Below are 17,161 nucleotides of genomic sequence, written 5' to 3'. Positions count from 1 at the left end.
AACACGTTAAGCTATGTAACGTGCAAGAATCGCGTATAACTGCCAATTGCCATGAAACAGTTTACGAATGAGTCGGCTGTAACCACGCAGAAACTACTCCAGCCGCGCACATTTCCCGCCAGTCGCGCAGAAATCACGCCAGTCGCGCAGAAACTACTCCAGCCGCGCACATTTCCCGCCAATCGCGCAGAAAAATCCCTGCGGCGTGTTGCCGCAGGGCGTGTATGTTGCTATGGCAGGAGCCTTAATATGTGGCGCGGGCTTTCGAAGGTATGTGCGAGCATTGCGAGGGCGACGTCGTTTAGTAAGCGCTGCTGCGTCATCGCCATGATCTCTTTGGCCATGTCCGCATCGCGGATCCGCGATTCAGCCGCCTGCAGCTGGGTGCTCTGATTCGAAGCGTTACGCATCGCATGGCCCAGCCGGTTTTGATAAGCCCCGAGCGTCGTCCGTTCCCCGGACACACGCTGAATCGCTTCATCTACCATACCTATCGCCTGCGACGGATCGTCCATCACCGAGATCCCGTCTTCACCTAGCAATGCTTCCGGCCTCATATCAGCAATTTCTAATGCAAGATGATCACCAGCGTTTGCGCCCAACTGCATCTTGCCCGAAAAACTGCCATCAAGCAGCGAGCGTGTATTAAATTCCGTGTTCTCTCCGATTCGCCCCATTTCATCTGTCAGCTGATCAATTTCAGCCTGAATCGCTTTTCGATCCTGCGCCGTATTTGTGCCGTTTGCCGCCTGCACCGAGAGCTCGCGCATCCGCTGCAGCAAACTGTGCGTTTCATTCAGCGCACCTTCAGCCGTTTGAATGAGCGACACCCCGTCCTGAATATTGCGCTCCGCCTGTCCAAGGCCGCGAATCTGCCCGCGCATTTTCTCAGAAATCGACAAACCCGCCGCATCATCCGCCGCCCGGTTAATCCGCTGGCCGGACGCGAGCTTCTCCATCGTCGCCTGCATCGCCCGCTGATTCATCCCAAGCTGCCGGTGAGCATGCATCGCCATCATATTCGTACGAATCATCATCCCAACCGCCCCTCCCCGCGCCTCCGCTTATCTTATATATCGGCAGAAACTTCGGGGGTTACAGTCTCCTGGGTCATTGGAAGGGGTCAGACCCCTTCCAATGACCTTCTTATCTGCAGCAACGAACATAACAACGACCGGAACGCACACTGTAACTTTCGAAACGAACACCATCGCCGGCGGAAGTAACAGCGTACCTGCATGAACGAACGCTGGTTGGCTGCCGGCGACCGTGATTGTTTTTGGCGAAGAACTGACCCCTTTATCAGTTTTCGAAATATTGTTTTTTAATACTAAAATATACCGGTCTTTTTCCCGTTTGTTCAACAAGCGACAAATCTAAAAGCTCATTAACAATTTTTCTTATCGTAGGCGTCGAAAAGCCCAATTCGCCCGATATCTCTTTTACAGTAATACCTTTACTTGAATCAAAAAAATAGTTTTGTGCGATCACAAGCATCACATGTTTATATTTATCAGGTTTGCCAGTTAGATTTGGATCTTTGTTGATTTTACCCATAGCAATACTCATTAATTCAGATTTCTCTTTCATTTCGGCATTCATCTCTTTAAGCGCTTCTAATATAATAGTTAAAAACTTTTCAATAAAGCAGTTCATTTCCCCTCTATTCTTAATACTATTTGTTATCTCAAATGACTCCAAATATTTATTTTTAAATTTATTGCACCCTCTCGAAACCGACAAAGTTCCGATATCCCCCAATTCTTCTTTCAAATACATACTACTTATAAATCTTGAAGTTCTACCATTCCCATCGTAGAAAGGATGAATATAACCAAAGAAATAATGACCCACCGCTACCTTCACCAACATAGGGATTTCCTCGTTATTCATAAATTCTATCATGTTGCCAACTTCAGTTTTTATTCTAGCTTCAGGACTAATCCCGGTATGAACAACCTTTCCAGATCCTGATTTTTTCAAAACATATGTGACATCTTTTCTAAAAATATCACCGTCTGGTAGTTCTGGATTATCTATTTCACCTTGGGTGATGTCATCATATACCTTTCTGATATCTTCAGGGAGGTTAGGAAGTGAAATATCACCATCCCTTAAGCGCATATATGACTTAACCATACTTTCAAATCTAAGATTAGAGTGTTTATTCAATTCTACATCTTTGGCACTTTTTGCAATTTCTTCTCGCGTGCTTTTCACCCCCTCTAAATCATTCGTATTATAAAGCTCTTCCACTAAATATTCTAAAATAAATTGCTTTTTCGCAATTGAAGGTAAACTATCATAGGTTTTCTTTAACTTTCTAGATATCAAATGAATTTCACTAACTAAACTTATGATATCGCTAGTAGGCACGTAATATAATTCGTATTCATTCGGTTGGTCTTCAGGCTTGATTTTCAAACCTAGCAATTTAGTTGCCGGAAAATTAATTCTATCGTTGTATTCTCTATCGAATTGAATTCGATCTTTTTCATTAAAGATTTTATAGATATATCTCATTAGATTTCACCTCTATTTTATATAGATGAATTTTTACATATAAAATAGAGACTGTCTATATCAAAGTTTAAATTTTATCCGTTTTTTATACTTTAAGTTGAATTAATTTGCTGTGTTGCACAATTTTAATTGTTATTTCACTTTTATATGCGCACCACATTGGCATCTTCCATGTCCATTAGGCTTAATTTTCACCTTACTTTCACACGATGGGCATGTTACGTACATTTAAACCCCTCCAAAATAATAGGTGTTATCATCTTTATCATAAAAATTTTTTTATATACCCCTATAATTAAAGTCTCAAGTTTTGTGTGTTGCACAAAAAATGTGGCTTATGCGTGCGGAAAAGATAACATATTCGTTTGACACGATTTTTGATAGGGTCTGGACTTCTACCCACACTCTATGGAAGAATGTAGCGAAATAACCGTGATTCACCGAGCAACGAACATAATGACGGCCGGAATGCACACTGTAACTTTCGAAACGAACACCATCGCCGGCGAAAGTAACAGCACACCTGCATGAACGAACGCTGGTCGGCGAACGCCACCAGCGACGTGATCGTTTTTGGCAGAGATCTGAGCCCCTTATCTTCTGAGCCCACAGCAACACAAAAAAGCCCGGCTGGCGGACTGGCTCAAGTATGCTTTATCGCATTAACGGGCCGGGGGACAGGCACCGAAATCATTAAACAATTCAACGGGGAAGGAGGGGTGATTCCACAGCAACACAAAAACCATACCAGCTGCGGACTGGTTCAAGTACGCTTTACCACATTAACGGGCCGGGGGGACTGGTTCAAGTATGCTTTATTACATTAACGGGCCGGGGGACAGGCACCGAATTCAATTGGTTTGAAGCCCTACCTTTTCATACAAAGTAAAGCCAGCCCGGCTAGTGGACTGGCTCAATGACGCTTTATCAAATTAACGGGGCGGATCAGGTACCGAAATCTGTATCTCGGAGCAATAACACTGGAAATTGCAAAATCCTGTGACCAGCTTAACCTTTCTGCAATCAAGGGCACAAAAGTTGATAAGTGCTCCACCGGCGGGGTGGGAGATAAAACGACATTTATTTTAGGCCCGCTCGTTGCAGCACTCGATGTTCCGGTAGCAAATATTAGCGGCCGTGGTCTCAGTCATACCGGCGGCACGATTGATAAACTAGAGGCGTTTACCGGGTTTGAAACCGAGATCAGCCAAGCCCAGTTTATCGAGCATGTTAACAAAAATAAATTGGCACTCGCCGGGCAGTCGCTTGCAACGCGACAATCCTTCACCTCACACGACAGGTGCGTGGCATAATCACCTGCCAGATGCTTTGGCAACAGCACAAAAAGGCAGCCCGGAGTGGGACTGGCTCAAGTATGCTTTATCACATTAATGGGCCGGGGGACAGGCACCAAAATCAAGTATGTTTTACCACATTATCGGGCCGGGGGACAGGCACCGAAATCTTAATTTTTGTCGATTACTTTGTTCTAGTTTTCTCTGAAAAGATCCAAAGCACCTATCCAATCAATTTTAAATCAAATCTGAAACTTCATTAATAGCTTTTTTAATACGATTCATGCTTTCATCATTTAATGTATCAATTAATAAATTTTTTCTGTATTCTTCATTTACAAATTTACTTATAGCTTCTTTTTTTCCATTAATCATAAAATCATTTTTATCATTAGAAAGAAAAAACGCATAGCTATGAGAATCATGAATTACTGAATTGATAATTCTATAATCATTTTTATCATTACTTTTTAATTCATTATATAAGTTAAAAATATTATTAGAATTTACATCATGATGTGGAAACATAATTCTAAATAAACCTATGTCTTCTTCGTCAAAGTCTTCATTACACTCAAAAATAGTTTCTGCGACAGGTTCAGTATAACTATAAACAGTTTTAAGACGTTGTTCAGCGGGAATTTTAGTTCTTTCATTAAAATTATTAAAAATATCATCTAAAGTTCCTTGTGTAGTTCTAAGTATTATCTTTTGCTCTAAGTGCCAATTTTTTAATTTATTTACTCGCTCATTAAACCCAATACTGTCAAATTTAGGCAATAAATTAGTATCTAAATATACCAAAATAAAAGAACCAGTCGTCATCTCTATAATTAACTCCTTATATTTAAGAAAAATAGAGACCCCAGCCAAAGCTAGAGCCTCTGTAATGTTTACGAGTTCTTATTGCAACAACTGCAATACGTTCTGTGGGTTCTGGTTCGCTTGTGCGAGCATGGACTGGGATGCTTGGTTTAAGATGTCTGCTTGTGTCATCTCCATCATCTCTTCAGCCATGTCCGTGTCACGGATACGGGATTCTGCAGCCGAGAGGTTCTCGGATGCGTTATCTAGGTTATCGATCGTGTGCTCAAGACGGTTCTGCACCGCACCTAAGTTGGAGCGCTGTTCAGAAACTGTTTCAAGAGCTTCGTTCACATCTGTAATCGCAGCGTCGGCACTTTCTTGGGTAGAGATATCAATACCACCTGAAACCCCGCTGTCTAGTGTAGGTCCAATATCTACTTCCTCATTGTCTAAAGCGTTCGTTAATTCAGCAGTAGTATCAGCATTATCACCTAAGTTGAACGATACATCCCCTGTATCCGCTTCTTCTAACGCATTGTAAAGATCATCTAAATCATGATCTTCTTCATTGTTAAAAGTTACATTAATTGTACCATCATCATCTACGTTAACCGCTAAAGGGTCATTGTTAGTATCATCATCTAAATCTGTGAAGTTGATTTCAACATCATCATCACTCGAGTTAGCAGCAAGTAAACCATCTAGCTCGCCCCCTCCAGTCTCCACTCCTAAATCAACTGAAGTAGGAGCTAAACCTAAATCGCTCAAATCACCATTCCCACTACTAATCTCAATATCATCGCCTTCATTAGCAGCGTTAAATACTAACGCATCGCCGTCACTGTCTACTGTGACTTCACCATCTAGCGCTCCACCTTCGATTTGTTCGTTCAAGTCTTCAACAAGCGCGTCAATGTCTTCATAATCTTCGTCTGCACTAAGGGTTTGCTCCGTACCACCTACGGATAATTCAACCTCAATATTATCGCCATCTAAATCAAAGCTTTCGATATCTTCACCCGTTACTGACGCATTACCTGCGACTCCAAGCGCTTCTGCACCCATGTCACCGATAGCAAGGTCAAGGTTCTGGCCTTCGTTGGCACCGATGTGGAATGTACCTTCAAAGGTGTCATCAAGCAGTTCCTGCGTGTTAAACTCGGTGTTTTCAGAAATACGCGTAACTTCTTCCGCAAGCTGATCCATCTCGTCCTGCAAAGCGTCACGATCTTCTTCTACGTTCGTATCGTTCGCGGACTGTACGGACAGTTCACGCATACGCTGCAGGATGTCATGCGTTTCGTCCAAAGCACCTTCAGCTGTCTGAATAAGGGAGATGCTGTCCTGGGCGTTGGAAGACGCCTGCTCAAGACCACGGATCTGGCCTCGCATCTTCTCGGAAATGGAGAGACCTGCTGCGTCGTCGCCGGCACGGTTGATCTGTTGACCGGATGAGAGCTTTTCCATGGAGCTTTGCTGCGTCTGCTGGTTCATGCCCATTTGACGGTGGGCGTTCATTGCTTCTACGTTCGTGTTAATAATCATGTATACTTCCTCCTTGAAAGTCGTGCGGTCACGTCCTTGTGGCCGCCTTGAATTTTTCAAGCGTGCGGTGGGCGTCGGCCGCCCGCTGCCACCATCAGCGCTTGATTCACTCTTAATATCGACAATATGAGCAGAGTGTTTAATAGTTTGTGATGATTTTTTTGAATTTCTTTTTGAACGTAACCTTCACTTCAGACGAGGGCTTGGCTTATTTTTAGGTGTCAGGCACAAAAGGCGTGCCTGACACCTAGTGCGAGTATTAAATAAAGAGCGGCTGACAAGCATCGGCGGCGAAGCCTACGCAGAAGAACGAGCCAAAAACGGCGCGGAACGAACAACACAGTATCGGGCATAAAATCCCCTTGTTTTCACCTAAAAACCAATACTTCAGCATACTTCCATGTAAAATTTTAAAAATTATTTGTGATTTTTGTAGAAATTTACTGGGTTTCTTTGTATACTATGAAGGCGCTGAGATGTTAGCGCTTTATTACAACATTCAAGGAGGAGTTTGATGAAACAGGATCAAGAGGAAAAGTACCACATTCATGAAGGGACGATGCTGCTTGCCACGTCACCGGACGGGAAACAAACGCAGGTGATTGAGGTAGACGGCACGATTATTGAAGTTGCAAAAGATAAGCTGGCGGTGCTTGATGATGCGTGTTTGTTTGAAGGAACAACGCTTGCAGGACGTCTTGCTGCGATGCGCCGGCGCTTTGATGTTTATAGAAAGATTCCGGTGCCTGTGCGGGCATCACTTGGGATATTTGCGTTTCCAACGAAAGGGAAGACACAGCCGACGTGTGTGTGGGTGTTTGTGGATCATGTGGAGAAGGTGACGACAGATCCCAGCACCGGCCGCGGCATGGTCTGCTTTAAAAACGGCACAACGTATTTAAGCGATGTGTCACGGCGGGTGCTCGAAGGTCAGTGGAAAAATACTGTGGTGATTCAAACGTTATTTAATTCGGATCAAGCAGGTTAAGTAAGCCAGCCGAGCTCAACAGCCCGTTTTACCGCATGGGTGCGGTCGTTCGCTTCCATTTTTTTCGTTAAGTTACTTACATGGTTGTTCACGGTGGATGTGGCGAGAAAACAAGATTCAGCGATCTGCCGGTTGGATTTACCTTTCAGCATTAAATCAAGGACCTCGCTTTCCGGCTTGGAAAGCACCTGCCTCGCCTTCGTCATATTGACGTGCAGCTCACCATCGCTGTCGATTTTTCTCTCCGGTTTCAGCGATTGATAGTTTTTTAAGACGTGCACTTGCAGTTTCGGGTCAATATAGACAGGATACTGCATCGCTGTTTCAATATGATTCGCAGCTTCTTTTAAGGAATGCTCTACCGCAATGATGATCGAGAAGCCGCGCATAATTTTTTCTGTGACTTCCTCGCCGCCGCGTGTGATCCAGCCGAGGGTGCCTTTTGTAAAGAGTGAATCCACCGCAGCTTCGTGTTTTTTCTGCAGCGAGAGGCTGAGGCTGCGGCAGGCGAGGTAAATACAGCCGCTTTTCAGTGGTTGTTCAAAACGGTCAACATCCTGCACGACTGCCGCTTCGTACCCCCGTTTTTTCAACTCTGTGCCTAAACTAAAGATTTTTTCATCGCTCAATTCATGAAACAGCAGCACCGGGTCCTGCCGTGTTTGTCGTTTCGTGCGTTCCATGATCGATCGTGAACCCCCCTCCCATCCATAATCTTCTTATATTCGGATGATTTTGCATTTCTTTGCGAACGATTACAATTCTATACAATGTTCGTGCGTCGAAGCAACCGGCTTTATGTTGAATTTTTTCGGTATATGAAGAATTGTGTGTTTCAGCCTAGCTCACTCATAGGCCTATACTATGATTCAAACTGTTTGCTCAATTTTTCTAAAAGCGAGACGTTGGAGGCGGCTGCTTCGCTGTTTTCTTCTTGAATGGCTAGATGCACTTCTTTGCGGTGGATGTCGATATGTTTGGGCGCATGGACGCCGAGTTTCACTTGATCTCCTTCAATGGCGATCACTTTCAGCTCAATATCCTCGCCGATCTGGATCGCTTCGTTTGTTTTACGGGAAAGTACAAGCATCAGCGTCCCTCCTGTCCGGCCGCTTCTTCCTGCGGAAAGATGTGGTGCTTTCGTCCGTAGCTTGTGTCATTGAGTAAAATCTGCTTGCCTTGACGTTCAGCGACGTTTAAGACGACCGGGCCTTGCAGGTTAGCTGTTGATTTTTGAAAAGGTTCCTGGATCGTTACGATACTAAAAATGGCTGCGTCCTGCTGCTGCGTGATGTTCAGCTGGGTAATTGTACTTTCTGGAATCTCGACTTGATAATCGGCGAAAAAGTGAAACGGGTTCACCATGACAAATGCGAGCTCCGGGGTTTCGACGGACTGTAAAATGTAAAACGGTGTGCCTTCTTTAAACGGCATAAGGACAAAGCGCTGTTCGTCTTCAAAGGCAGGTAAGCCGTGTTCAAAGTGATAAACCTCTTCCGGCGCGACATTAACGGTGCCGCTATATTTCGTTTCGATATGCAAACGTAAGCCTCCTTTAAAAGCTTGGAATTAAAATTTTAATGATGACAGCGGTCGAAGCAACGAGACCTCCGCTTTTTTATCTTTCCGAGTTTCTTCCTATTATTATGTACTATGTTGTACAACGTTTGTAGATGTCGTTTCATGCTGAGATGTATCGGTTCGGTGCTTGTGCCACTTCGATTGGGCGTTCACCTCTTTCGATTGGGCGTTCAGCCTCTTTCGATTGGGCGTTCGCGCTCACGCTGAAGCGGGCAAGCAAAAAAGCACACCGATGGCCCGGCGTGCTACAGTGATTGATCCACCCGGCGGCCGGGGACGTCGAACTGGATGCTTGGCTTCTGCTCCATGTACGTGTTCACTTCCCAGCGCGGGATCTCAATGATAGGGTCGCGGGTTTCCACGTTAAACTCCGGCATGGCAGAGTCAATTTGGAAGTGCACCTCGCCGGGTTGAAAGTCAATTTGTGTCTGGTCCATGTTGTCGGGCATATAACCAAGATCCACTTCCACCGGCCGGCCCATCCAATTTTCGTGAGCCATGTTTGGGATGGCACTTGCACCGGTATGGGCGCTGTCTTTCATCTGCTCGCCGTGGCGGGCGGTTTTCTGCACGTATTCGATCGCCGTCATTTCCGCTTCAGCGCTGAATTCCTGGGAGCTGCGCAGCGGTGCGATCAAGTTGGCGGCAGCGAAGGCTTCGGTTTGATCAATGTTTAACTGCATCGCTTCAGTTGAGATATTCACAGTGTCCACATGGTTGTGGATAATATCAATGTCCGCTGACGGCTGCTCCATCTGCATGGGCGGGCGCTGATTGTCGAGGCCGAGGCGGGCATCGGTTGTGGTGATTTGTACTTCCGGTACGTTCGTCAAGGCAGGCATCCCCCTTTACAGCGGGGTCAGCCCCCGTTAGTTAAGAAAGTCCATCAACGTCGGCTGCATGATGCGGGCGCCGGAGGAAAGGGCCGCTTGATGCACGTTTTCCTGCTGCTGCAGCTCAATAATGACTTCTTCCATATCTGCATCTTCATTTTCCGACATCATCCGGGTCGCGGTCACTTCTTGATCGGCGAGCCGGCTTTCCATCATTTCAATCCGGTTGACGCGGGCACCGAGTTCGGCTTGCTCGGACACGGTGCTGTCAATGTGCCCCTGTACGACATCGATCATACCGCTTAACTCCTCGCCGGATGCATCCGGGTCTTCCAGCGTCTGCTTAATTTGCTGCAAATCGCCAAACAATCCGTTGTTAAAGACGTTTTCCGGGTTCACATTCACCGGAATATCCACACCCTTTAAGAGCTCGAGCTCAACATCCTGGCTGTTCGATGAAACTGCATCGGTACGGTTGACCGAGATATCGCCTTCGGAGAGGGTGGTTTCTTCGCCGTCAGCCGTGTGAGTGATCTCTCTGTCTTCACTAAAATCAACAGTTATTTCGTCGCCTTCTTCACTTGTGAAAGTGGCGTCTTGCCCGTCAAGTTCATCAAACGTGTATAAGCTGCCGTTAAAGGTGATTTCGTGTTCCTCAAGGTTGTCATCATCAGCTTCAAGCGCTCCGGTGCCGACACCGACGCCGTCTAAGTCTGCAGGTGCGTTCGTTGTATCCGTACCGTTGAAGATGTATTTATCGTTGGAGCGGGTGTTGGCCATGGATTCAAGCTGCTCCATAAGCTGGCCGATTTCTTCAGCCATATCCTGCCGCTCGCCGGTGTCATACGAGTCGTTGGCAGCCTGGGTCGTCAGCTCGCGGACGCGGTGAAGCGCATCGGTCGTGCTTGAGAGGGCGCTGTCGGCTTCTTCCATCCAGTTGTGCGCCGTATTCACATTGCGTTGAAACTGCTCCACTTCCCGGACGGTACTCCGGTGCTTCATCCCATTCATGGCAACGACCGGATCCTGGGACGGGCGGGTGATCTTTTTACCGGTGGAGAGCTGATCCTGCAGGTCGCCGAGATTTCTGAAGTTGTTCTGCAGGTGATTGATAGAGTTATTTGCAAGCATTGACTCTGTTGTACGCATACGTTGTTCTCCTTTCTACAGGCGCGCTACCGGTTAACGGCCGACGATACCCATCTGATTAATGACGCGGTCGAGCATTTCATCAATGGCAGTGATGTTACGGGCAGCTGCGTTGTAAGCATGCTGAAACTGAATCATGTTCGTCATTTCTTCATCAAGCGAAACATCGGATATCGAGCTGCGGCGGTTGTCGATATTACCGCGAATGTTTTCGGTGTTACTGAGCATTTCTTCCGCTTCGCTTTTACTGACGGCCATATCACCGATGACGCCTTCGTAGTAGCTCATTACGTCATCGCGGCTGCCGTCTTCTTCGAAGTGGAGCTCTTCGTCTTTCACGTTGGCAAGGTTAAGTGCGTTGGAGCCGTCACCGTCGAACGCACCGCCGCCAGGAACGTCGAGAGACCAGGAATCACCATTCTCGATTTCAACACCGTCCTCGTTAGGATCAGGAATCTCAATTGACAAGTTTTCAATATCATCATTATCGTGAGTAAAAGTCTCCCCGCTGCTAGCGTCAGCATCAGCAACAATTACTTCCCCGTCCTCATCGCCTTCACGGATGGTAACTTCCCAATCATCATCACCATCGCCGGTTCGATTCACTTCAATATGAAGATCCTTTTCCGAGTCGTTCACACCGGTAACGAGTGGGTGATCGCTTGGACTTCCGCTCGTCGGTTCCATCGGTGCGTTCACTTGGTTGCTGCCGCCGGAGGCTGCGATGTTGTCGAGTTCGTCACGGATATCGTTGCTTACCTGGATGTTGCTTGCAGCGTTTTGGTTGTCATATTCGCCGTCGGGATCGCTCTCATAATCAAAGAATTTTATATCCTCGCGCTCACCGTCTTCAATTTCACTGAGGCTCCAGCCGTTCTTATGGACTTCGTTAAACTCTTCGACGAAGGTGCCAACCATGTCGTCGATCTGTTTGAGCGTGTCCGGGTAAGTGCCGTGGACTTCACCATCAGAAGCGTAGCCATGAGACTCAATCAAACTGTTCATACGACCATTGACATTGAGGATCTGCCACGTTGTATCTAGGCTGCCTGCTTGCTCACTATCAGCTTGCAGCTCACGCTCTGAATATAGTGCACCTTCTTCTAAATGATCACCTTCGTTACCTTCAGAATTGATGAAACGAACATTGGCAACTGGGTCATTTTCATGATTACCTACTTCCGTATAGTTCACTTCCATCTCTTGATGCGTTAAGTTTTCACCATCAACAATCGCTTGAACAGACGCTTCTGTATTATTTGAGTCATCATCAGCCACAGTCCCGACCCGATCTCCGTTTTCATCGACCATATATACTGAAGCAATGCCTTCTGCGATTTCGTCTGCGTTGCCGCCGGCGTCGCTGTACTCAACTTCGATATCCATCGTTTTTGATAAGTCATCGAGTAAAGCGTCGCGCTCGTCGTACAAGTCGTTTGGTAAGTAGCCGTTCGGTTCAATGCTTGCGATCTGCTTGTTCAGTTCGTTCAGCTGGCGGAGCTGTGAATTAACTTGATCTTTTTCAGTATCAAGCTGGGCTGCGACGTCGCGCTGGTCGGATTTTAAGGAATCAGCGGTGTAGTTGAACGTTTCTGCGACGGCTTCAGCGCGCTGACGGACGACAGAGCGGGCACCGGAGTCTTCCGGATTGGCGGAGAGGTCCTGCAGTGAGCTCCAAAAGTCGTCCATCGTCTGGCTGATGCCTTCGTCGCTCGGCTCATTGAGAAGGTCCTCGATCCGCTCGTAGCTGTCGTGGCGGGTTTCCCAGTAGCCGGTTAAGGCGTTCTGCTCCCGGTATTGGTCATCAAGATACGCCTCGCGGACGCGCTGCACGGAGCCTGCTTCTACACCGGTTCCGATCTGTCCGGGAATCATCGGGGCGTTGCGGCCGGCTGCCGGGAACGCTTCGGTCTGGTTGAAGTTGACCCGCTGGCGGGAGTAGTCTTCGTTATTGGCGTTCGCTATGTTATGGCCGGTTGTGTTCAGCGCGGACTGGTGCGTGTTCATGCCGCGGGTGGCGGTCTGCAGGCCGTGAAATGTTGAAGTCATGCAGGTTACCTCCATTTATTGTGAAATTCCATGTATATGAATCAAAGGATTTTGGCTGAAGGGGCTCTCCATAGGATATGATTTAAATGATAGGCATGGGAAATATACTCGCTTTCACCAATGGCACAAGTGCGACATCGACTCAATCTGCGCTCCCGCTTGATTTCGTCGTGTCTGCTTTGCCGCCGGGCAACGCTTCAGCTTCCTCATGAGCAAAAACCGCTCATTGCGGGATCTTCAGCTGTTGCTTTTCCTGCAGGAGTCTCGTATATTTCCTGTGCCTTTTTCTTCAATCGAATGTTTATAAACCTTTTGAGACAGCTCCAGTATGTTGCACTGAACGCGCAGTTCGTTGGGCCAAACGCGCGGTCTGTTCGGTCTGCTCCGCTAAGTGCGCAGTCTGGCTCATGCGCGGGAGTCGAACATGGAGTAGCCTTCGCCGTCGGGCTTCGTTTTATCGTCCGGCCGGCTGTAGTTGACTTCTTCCGGCTCGGGCTGGATGAGGTCAAGCGACATGTGCACAAACTGCAGGGAGTCGCGGATGAGGCGCTGGTTCAGCTCGTTTTGACGCTGCAGGGTGCGCAGCTCGTCGCCGAGTTTTACTTGGAGCCGCTCGAGTGGCTCGTGATAAGCTTCCGGCAGAAGCGGCTTTAAGTCGCTGATCGATGTTTCCGCCGGCACGAGATCACTCTCTTCAGCTTGAATAATGTCGGCGACGGCCTGCAGCCGGCTTCCTTCTAAACGGCGGATCGTTTTGAGCGCTTCGTTCTCCTGCTTCGTGATGAGGCGCAGGCCTTCCACATCATTTTGTTTAATGGTTTCGGTTTTTTCTTTGGCGAGTGAAGCGAGCGTCTGGTGCTGCCTCGTAAGCTCGGCCAACGTTTCAAATAAGGCTTTGACTGCCATTTGTGCGTTCCCCGCCTTTGCTTCGTAAAGATTTCTCCAGCCGCGCTGATCGCGCAGTTATCTCGCTAGGCGCGCAGTAATTTGCTCAATCGCGCAGTAGTCCGCGCTAACCGCGCAGTAGTCCGCGCTAACCGCGCAGTAGTCCGTGCTAAGCGCGCAGTAACCGTGCTAAGCGCGCAGTAGTCCGCGCTAACCGCGCAGTAACCGTGCTAATCGCGCAGTAGTCCGTGCTAATCGCGCAGTAGTCCGCGCTAATCGCGCAGTAACCGTGCTAATCGCGCAGTAACCGTGCTAATCGCGCAGTAACCGTGCTAATCGCGCAGTTACCTCGCCAGCCGTGCAGTTATTCGCTCAATCGTGCAGTAACTCCAGCTACGCGTGCAGTAACTTACGCCAGCTGTGCAGTCCAGGATCAAAAGTGGCGCAGCTTATGGTTCAGCTGCGCGCAGGGGGATTAGCTGCCGTTCCAGAAGTCGTACAGGCTGCGGGCGATGTCGTTGTTGTTGACGTTGTACTCGCCGCTATCGATTTGTTGTTTCAGTTCGTTCACTTTATCGGTACGGATCTCGTCTCCGCTTTCTTGCTGCATGTGTTTCGCTTGATCAGAGATTTCCACTTGATCTTTTTTTTGCGCGGCTTGGCCGGCTTCGTTCTGCTTTTCGACCTGCTGGCGGTACGGGTTGTTGTTCATCGGGCCGAGCGGGTTAATTTTCATGTGTGCCACCTCGCTTCATTAAAAAAATCCGGGCGTGCCGGTCAGCGATTGTGTTATCTATCACTTATATCGGCACGTTACCCGGAATGTTTAATACTTATTCGTTTCCTTTATCAATATAACGGTTCAGCGTTCCGTAAGCTCGGTTCGCTTTTTCATGTTCTTCTTTTTCCTGACGTTCTGCAACTTCTTTTTCGGCCGCTTCTGCTTTCAAGCCGGAGTCAATTTGGCCGCGGCAGCTGTCGCACAGCCGTCCTTCGGAAATTCGGGTGCCGCATTGTTCGCAGCCGTAATCAAGATTTGGAAACTGCGACGTTTTTAAGCGTCCTTCTTTGACGAAACGGGTGATGTCTTCTTCAGACACGCCGGTTGCTTCAACGACCTGCTTCATCGTCGCCATCCGGTTGTCGCGCTTTTTAATGAACTTGTACACCGTTTCAAAATGCTTGTCGAGCTCACGTTTGCAGTCATTGCACACATTTGTAAAAGCCTTCACAAACAAGTTGCCGCACCGCGGGCAGTTGGCCAAATCTTTCATACGCCGCACCTCCACCGAAAGTTTATCTATCTACTATTTTACACGAAACCGCCTTCATCTGCCAGCTTGACCGCCCGGGCGAGCGTGAGGGCTGAAACTGCTGCTGCTCCTGCTTCAAGCAGGGGGCGGGCCGCTTTTCGTACTGTTGCTCCTGTAGTATATATATCATCTATGAGCAGAAGATGTCGATCTTTTATCGCAAATTCCCGATGATTGTCGAAAACAAACGGACGGCTGTCTCCGTTTAGGCGCCCGGCATAACTTGTTTTACTCTGCTTTTCTGCCATCTCCGGCCGTTTGAGCACATTAACCGGCTCACCGACAAACGAAGCGAGCTGTTCGGCCTGGTTAAACCCGCGCTCGAGCAGCCGCTCAGGGGCGAGTGGGATCGGCACAGGCAGGCAGTCGGGAAAGTGACGTTTGTACGCCTTCACAAACGCCGGGCGGAATCCTTCCGCGATGGCGGCGTCCCCGCGGTATTTCCAGCGCGCCACTAAGTTTCGACAGAAATCGTTGTACGGATAAATGGCGACGTTTTGGTTGATGAGGCCGCGCCAGTGCAGGGATTGGTCCCATTTGCGGCAGCTGTAGCACGACGTTTCCTGCGGCAGAAGCGGGTGGCTGCAGCCGGGACAACCTTCCGGGAGAAGGCAGAGCTGGCTGCGGCAGGCGTGGCAGAACTTGTCTTTGTCCGGGATGAGCAGCGCACGCCAGGAGACAGGCTGGGCGATGGGGGTGTGGCAGGCGAGGCACGGGGGACCGGTGGCGGTGAGGTCGCGAAGGTGCATGTCGTTTTCTCCTTTTAGATGGTTTTTGGGGCGGTGCCGGCGTTCATGGCTTCGATGTAGCGGCCGGCTTGAAACATGGCGTTTGTGCGTCCGTCGTGAAAAAGACGGACATCGCCGTCTGGCTCGTCGGCGCTGCGTCCGGCACGGCCGGCCATTTGAATGATGGCAGCGGCGGTGAAGATGTTGTCATCGGCGCCGAATAGGGCGACATTGGCGCCGGGCACGGTGACGCCGCGCTCAAGGATGGTGGTGGTAACAAGGATGGGGATCTCGCCGCGGCGGAAGGCTTCGACTTTCGCCTTCCGCGCTGGGTCTTCTGCGTGAACACTTGTGATGGCGGGATGAAGAGGATGAAGCATGGCGGCGAGCGTTTCCGCAGCGGTTTTGGATGGGACAAACATCATGGCCGGCTTTTTATGATGAAGCTGGGCTTCGCACCAGGCGGCGACCGGCTTCGGCAGGCGTTGTTTCTCGAGGGCTTTTTTCCAGCCGGTGCACCACGTAAAGTTTAATTCAGGCAGGTCGTGGCCGTGAAAGCGGCGGGGAATGAGGGCGTAATCGAGCGTCCCGTGCTTCATCCGGGCAAGTTCGGCGCGGCCGGGCGTGGCGGTTAAGTAAACGCGGCAGGCGCTCGGGTGGGCCGCTTCGCTTACGGCGTGGCGGAGGGTGGCGTCAAACGTGTACGGAAAGGCGTCAATTTCATCTACAATGGTGAGATGAAACGCGTGGTGAAAGCGGCGGAGCTGGTGCGTCGTGCTGATGACAAGGTCACCGTAGGCGTTGCGGTCCTCGCTCCCGCCGTACAAGCCGGTAACGCGGGCGTTTGGAAACGCCGATCTCATGCGCGGCAGAAGCTCATGCACCACATCGGCGCGCGGGGTGGCGATGAGGGCGCGGCGGCCGGCGGCGAGCGTTTCGCTGATCGCCGGAAAGAGAAGCTCCGTTTTGCCGGCGCCGCAGACGGCAAAGATGAGCAGCTCGGAAGCTTGCCCGAGGCGCGCGGTGATCGCATCTGCCGCTTTTTGCTGTGATAGGGTGAGCGTGCCGGAAAACGCACACGCTCCTGCGTCTGCTCGCGGCCGTGGCGCGGCGCCGTGCCACGTATACAGCGGCGTGCACGAACTGACGCGCCCCATCACAACGCAGTTGCGGCAGTACACGCACGGCGCGGCGCATGTGGCACACGGGAATGGCTGAAACTGGTGGGCGTCGGTCGTGCAGCAGCGGTGGCAGAAATGGCGGGCGGGGCGGAGCAGGCGCTCGGCGCGGGTGGTGCTGATACCTGGTGTGGTGCGGATGGTGCCGGCGGCAAGATGCGGAGCGAGCTCGTCGTCAGAGAACGGGAGCTCGGCGCGGAGGAGGCGCCGGCCGGCGAGAAATGCAGGCATATTGGACATGGCAGCGGCTCCTTTCTGGGGCAGGCGGCAGGGCGCCTATTGTTATT

General features: G+C 49.5%; 18 protein-coding genes and 1 pseudogene. 4 read left to right on the top strand and 15 right to left on the bottom strand.

Annotated elements, in window-relative coordinates:
• Positions 1 to 230: 230 nt before the first annotated feature.
• Positions 231 to 1,037, bottom strand: a complete 807-nt coding sequence (locus B0H94_RS04955; RefSeq protein ID WP_106588149.1) for a flagellin N-terminal helical domain-containing protein — start codon at positions 1,035 to 1,037, stop codon at positions 231 to 233.
• 265 nt (positions 1,038 to 1,302) lie between these two features.
• A complete protein-coding gene (locus B0H94_RS04950) occupies positions 1,303 to 2,523 on the bottom strand; it encodes a Fic family protein (RefSeq protein ID WP_106588148.1) in 1,221 nt (406 codons plus the stop codon).
• A gap of 527 nt (positions 2,524 to 3,050) precedes the next feature.
• Here B0H94_RS04950 and B0H94_RS04945 point away from each other — a divergent pair.
• Together B0H94_RS04945 and deoA are read left to right on the top strand one after the other, a co-directional pair.
• Positions 3,051 to 3,350: a hypothetical protein gene (locus B0H94_RS04945; RefSeq protein ID WP_106588147.1), complete on the top strand. Its 300-nt coding sequence runs from the start codon at positions 3,051 to 3,053 to the stop codon at positions 3,348 to 3,350.
• Positions 3,351 to 3,524: 174 nt separating this feature from the next.
• Positions 3,525 to 3,788 (top strand): annotated as a pseudogene (deoA, locus tag B0H94_RS04940) (pyrimidine-nucleoside phosphorylase); the annotation flags it as partial.
• 267 nt (positions 3,789 to 4,055) lie between these two features.
• Here deoA and B0H94_RS04935 read toward each other — a convergent pair.
• Together B0H94_RS04935 and B0H94_RS04930 are read right to left on the bottom strand one after the other, a co-directional pair.
• Positions 4,056 to 4,643 carry a hypothetical protein gene (locus B0H94_RS04935; protein WP_106588145.1) on the bottom strand — a complete coding sequence of 196 codons (588 nt, stop codon included), beginning with the start codon at positions 4,641 to 4,643 and terminating at the stop codon, positions 4,056 to 4,058.
• A gap of 78 nt (positions 4,644 to 4,721) precedes the next feature.
• Positions 4,722 to 6,170, bottom strand: coding sequence for a flagellin N-terminal helical domain-containing protein (locus B0H94_RS04930; protein ID WP_106588144.1), 1,449 nt, complete (start codon positions 6,168 to 6,170; stop codon positions 4,722 to 4,724).
• A 514-nt stretch (positions 6,171 to 6,684) separates the two neighbouring features.
• Between B0H94_RS04930 and B0H94_RS04925 the strand changes: the two genes are divergently transcribed.
• Complete coding sequence (locus B0H94_RS04925) at positions 6,685 to 7,158, top strand: competence protein ComK (protein ID WP_106588143.1); 474 nt, start codon at positions 6,685 to 6,687, stop codon at positions 7,156 to 7,158.
• Here B0H94_RS04925 and B0H94_RS04920 read toward each other — a convergent pair.
• The 10 genes from B0H94_RS04920 to B0H94_RS15120 form a co-directional block, all read right to left on the bottom strand.
• Positions 7,155 to 7,841, bottom strand: coding sequence for a response regulator transcription factor (locus B0H94_RS04920; RefSeq protein ID WP_106588142.1), 687 nt, complete (start codon positions 7,839 to 7,841; stop codon positions 7,155 to 7,157). The two genes, B0H94_RS04925 and B0H94_RS04920, sit on opposite strands and share 4 nt — an antisense overlap.
• A 179-nt stretch (positions 7,842 to 8,020) precedes the next feature.
• Complete coding sequence (gene csrA / locus B0H94_RS04915) at positions 8,021 to 8,248, bottom strand: carbon storage regulator CsrA (protein WP_106588141.1); 228 nt, start codon at positions 8,246 to 8,248, stop codon at positions 8,021 to 8,023.
• On the bottom strand, positions 8,248 to 8,700 hold the full coding sequence (gene fliW / locus B0H94_RS04910) for a flagellar assembly protein FliW (protein ID WP_106588140.1): 453 nt from the start codon (positions 8,698 to 8,700) through the stop codon (positions 8,248 to 8,250). The genes csrA and fliW overlap by 1 nt, the downstream gene beginning before the upstream one ends.
• A 284-nt stretch (positions 8,701 to 8,984) precedes the next feature.
• On the bottom strand, positions 8,985 to 9,572 hold the full coding sequence (locus B0H94_RS04905; RefSeq protein WP_106588139.1) for a DUF6470 family protein: 588 nt from the start codon (positions 9,570 to 9,572) through the stop codon (positions 8,985 to 8,987).
• A 36-nt stretch (positions 9,573 to 9,608) separates the two neighbouring features.
• Positions 9,609 to 10,721 (bottom strand): flagellar hook-associated protein FlgL, encoded by a 1,113-nt coding sequence (gene flgL / locus B0H94_RS04900; protein WP_106588138.1) that lies wholly within the window; start codon positions 10,719 to 10,721, stop codon positions 9,609 to 9,611.
• A 33-nt stretch (positions 10,722 to 10,754) separates the two neighbouring features.
• Positions 10,755 to 12,770, bottom strand: a complete 2,016-nt coding sequence (gene flgK / locus B0H94_RS04895; RefSeq protein ID WP_181315269.1) for a flagellar hook-associated protein FlgK — start codon at positions 12,768 to 12,770, stop codon at positions 10,755 to 10,757.
• A 405-nt stretch (positions 12,771 to 13,175) separates the two neighbouring features.
• Positions 13,176 to 13,676 carry a flagellar protein FlgN gene (locus B0H94_RS04890; protein WP_106588136.1) on the bottom strand — a complete coding sequence of 167 codons (501 nt, stop codon included), beginning with the start codon at positions 13,674 to 13,676 and terminating at the stop codon, positions 13,176 to 13,178.
• Between the two features lie 454 nt (positions 13,677 to 14,130).
• Positions 14,131 to 14,391, bottom strand: coding sequence for a flagellar biosynthesis anti-sigma factor FlgM (gene flgM, locus B0H94_RS04885; RefSeq protein ID WP_106588135.1), 261 nt, complete (start codon positions 14,389 to 14,391; stop codon positions 14,131 to 14,133).
• Between the two features lie 97 nt (positions 14,392 to 14,488).
• Positions 14,489 to 14,929, bottom strand: a complete 441-nt coding sequence (locus tag B0H94_RS04880) for a TIGR03826 family flagellar region protein (protein ID WP_106588134.1) — start codon at positions 14,927 to 14,929, stop codon at positions 14,489 to 14,491.
• A 38-nt stretch (positions 14,930 to 14,967) separates the two neighbouring features.
• Complete coding sequence (locus B0H94_RS15120) at positions 14,968 to 15,423, bottom strand: ComF family protein (protein WP_181315268.1); 456 nt, start codon at positions 15,421 to 15,423, stop codon at positions 14,968 to 14,970.
• A gap of 63 nt (positions 15,424 to 15,486) precedes the next feature.
• Between B0H94_RS15120 and B0H94_RS15115 the strand changes: the two genes are divergently transcribed.
• Positions 15,487 to 15,735, top strand: coding sequence for a hypothetical protein (locus B0H94_RS15115; RefSeq protein WP_181315267.1), 249 nt, complete (start codon positions 15,487 to 15,489; stop codon positions 15,733 to 15,735).
• On the opposite strand, the gene B0H94_RS04870 is transcribed toward B0H94_RS15115, so the two are convergent.
• Positions 15,732 to 17,114, bottom strand: a complete 1,383-nt coding sequence (locus tag B0H94_RS04870) for an ATP-dependent helicase ComFA (RefSeq protein WP_106588132.1) — start codon at positions 17,112 to 17,114, stop codon at positions 15,732 to 15,734. The two genes, B0H94_RS15115 and B0H94_RS04870, sit on opposite strands and share 4 nt — an antisense overlap.
• Positions 17,115 to 17,161: the final 47 nt, after the last annotated feature.

Source organism: Salsuginibacillus halophilus (assembly GCF_003014715.1).
Classification (GTDB): Bacteria; Bacillota; Bacilli; order Bacillales; family Marinococcaceae; genus Salsuginibacillus; species Salsuginibacillus halophilus.
Note: the sequence above shows the minus strand (reverse complement) of the source record. Positions and strands in the feature narration are given on the sequence as shown.

Excerpts from the sequence above, each read along its gene's own strand:
- B0H94_RS04870 (WP_106588132.1), bottom strand. The coding sequence starts at position 17,114 with ATGTCCAATATGCCTGCATTTCTCGCCGGCCGGCGCCTCCTCCGCGCC.
- B0H94_RS04880 (WP_106588134.1), bottom strand. The coding sequence starts at position 14,929 with ATGAAAGATTTGGCCAACTGCCCGCGGTGCGGCAACTTGTTTGTGAAG.
- flgL (WP_106588138.1), bottom strand. The coding sequence starts at position 10,721 with ATGCGTACAACAGAGTCAATGCTTGCAAATAACTCTATCAATCACCTG.
- B0H94_RS04920 (WP_106588142.1), bottom strand. The coding sequence starts at position 7,841 with ATGGAACGCACGAAACGACAAACACGGCAGGACCCGGTGCTGCTGTTT.
- flgK (WP_181315269.1), bottom strand. The coding sequence starts at position 12,770 with ATGACTTCAACATTTCACGGCCTGCAGACCGCCACCCGCGGCATGAAC.
- B0H94_RS04930 (WP_106588144.1), bottom strand. The coding sequence starts at position 6,170 with ATGATTATTAACACGAACGTAGAAGCAATGAACGCCCACCGTCAAATG.
- flgM (WP_106588135.1), bottom strand. The coding sequence starts at position 14,391 with ATGAAAATTAACCCGCTCGGCCCGATGAACAACAACCCGTACCGCCAG.
- B0H94_RS04935 (WP_106588145.1), bottom strand. The coding sequence starts at position 4,643 with ATGACGACTGGTTCTTTTATTTTGGTATATTTAGATACTAATTTATTG.
- B0H94_RS04925 (WP_106588143.1), top strand. The coding sequence starts at position 6,685 with ATGAAACAGGATCAAGAGGAAAAGTACCACATTCATGAAGGGACGATG.
- B0H94_RS04955 (WP_106588149.1), bottom strand. The coding sequence starts at position 1,037 with ATGATGATTCGTACGAATATGATGGCGATGCATGCTCACCGGCAGCTT.
- B0H94_RS04950 (WP_106588148.1), bottom strand. The coding sequence starts at position 2,523 with ATGAGATATATCTATAAAATCTTTAATGAAAAAGATCGAATTCAATTC.
- B0H94_RS04945 (WP_106588147.1), top strand. The coding sequence starts at position 3,051 with ATGAACGAACGCTGGTCGGCGAACGCCACCAGCGACGTGATCGTTTTT.
- csrA (WP_106588141.1), bottom strand. The coding sequence starts at position 8,248 with ATGCTTGTACTTTCCCGTAAAACAAACGAAGCGATCCAGATCGGCGAG.
- B0H94_RS04890 (WP_106588136.1), bottom strand. The coding sequence starts at position 13,676 with ATGGCAGTCAAAGCCTTATTTGAAACGTTGGCCGAGCTTACGAGGCAG.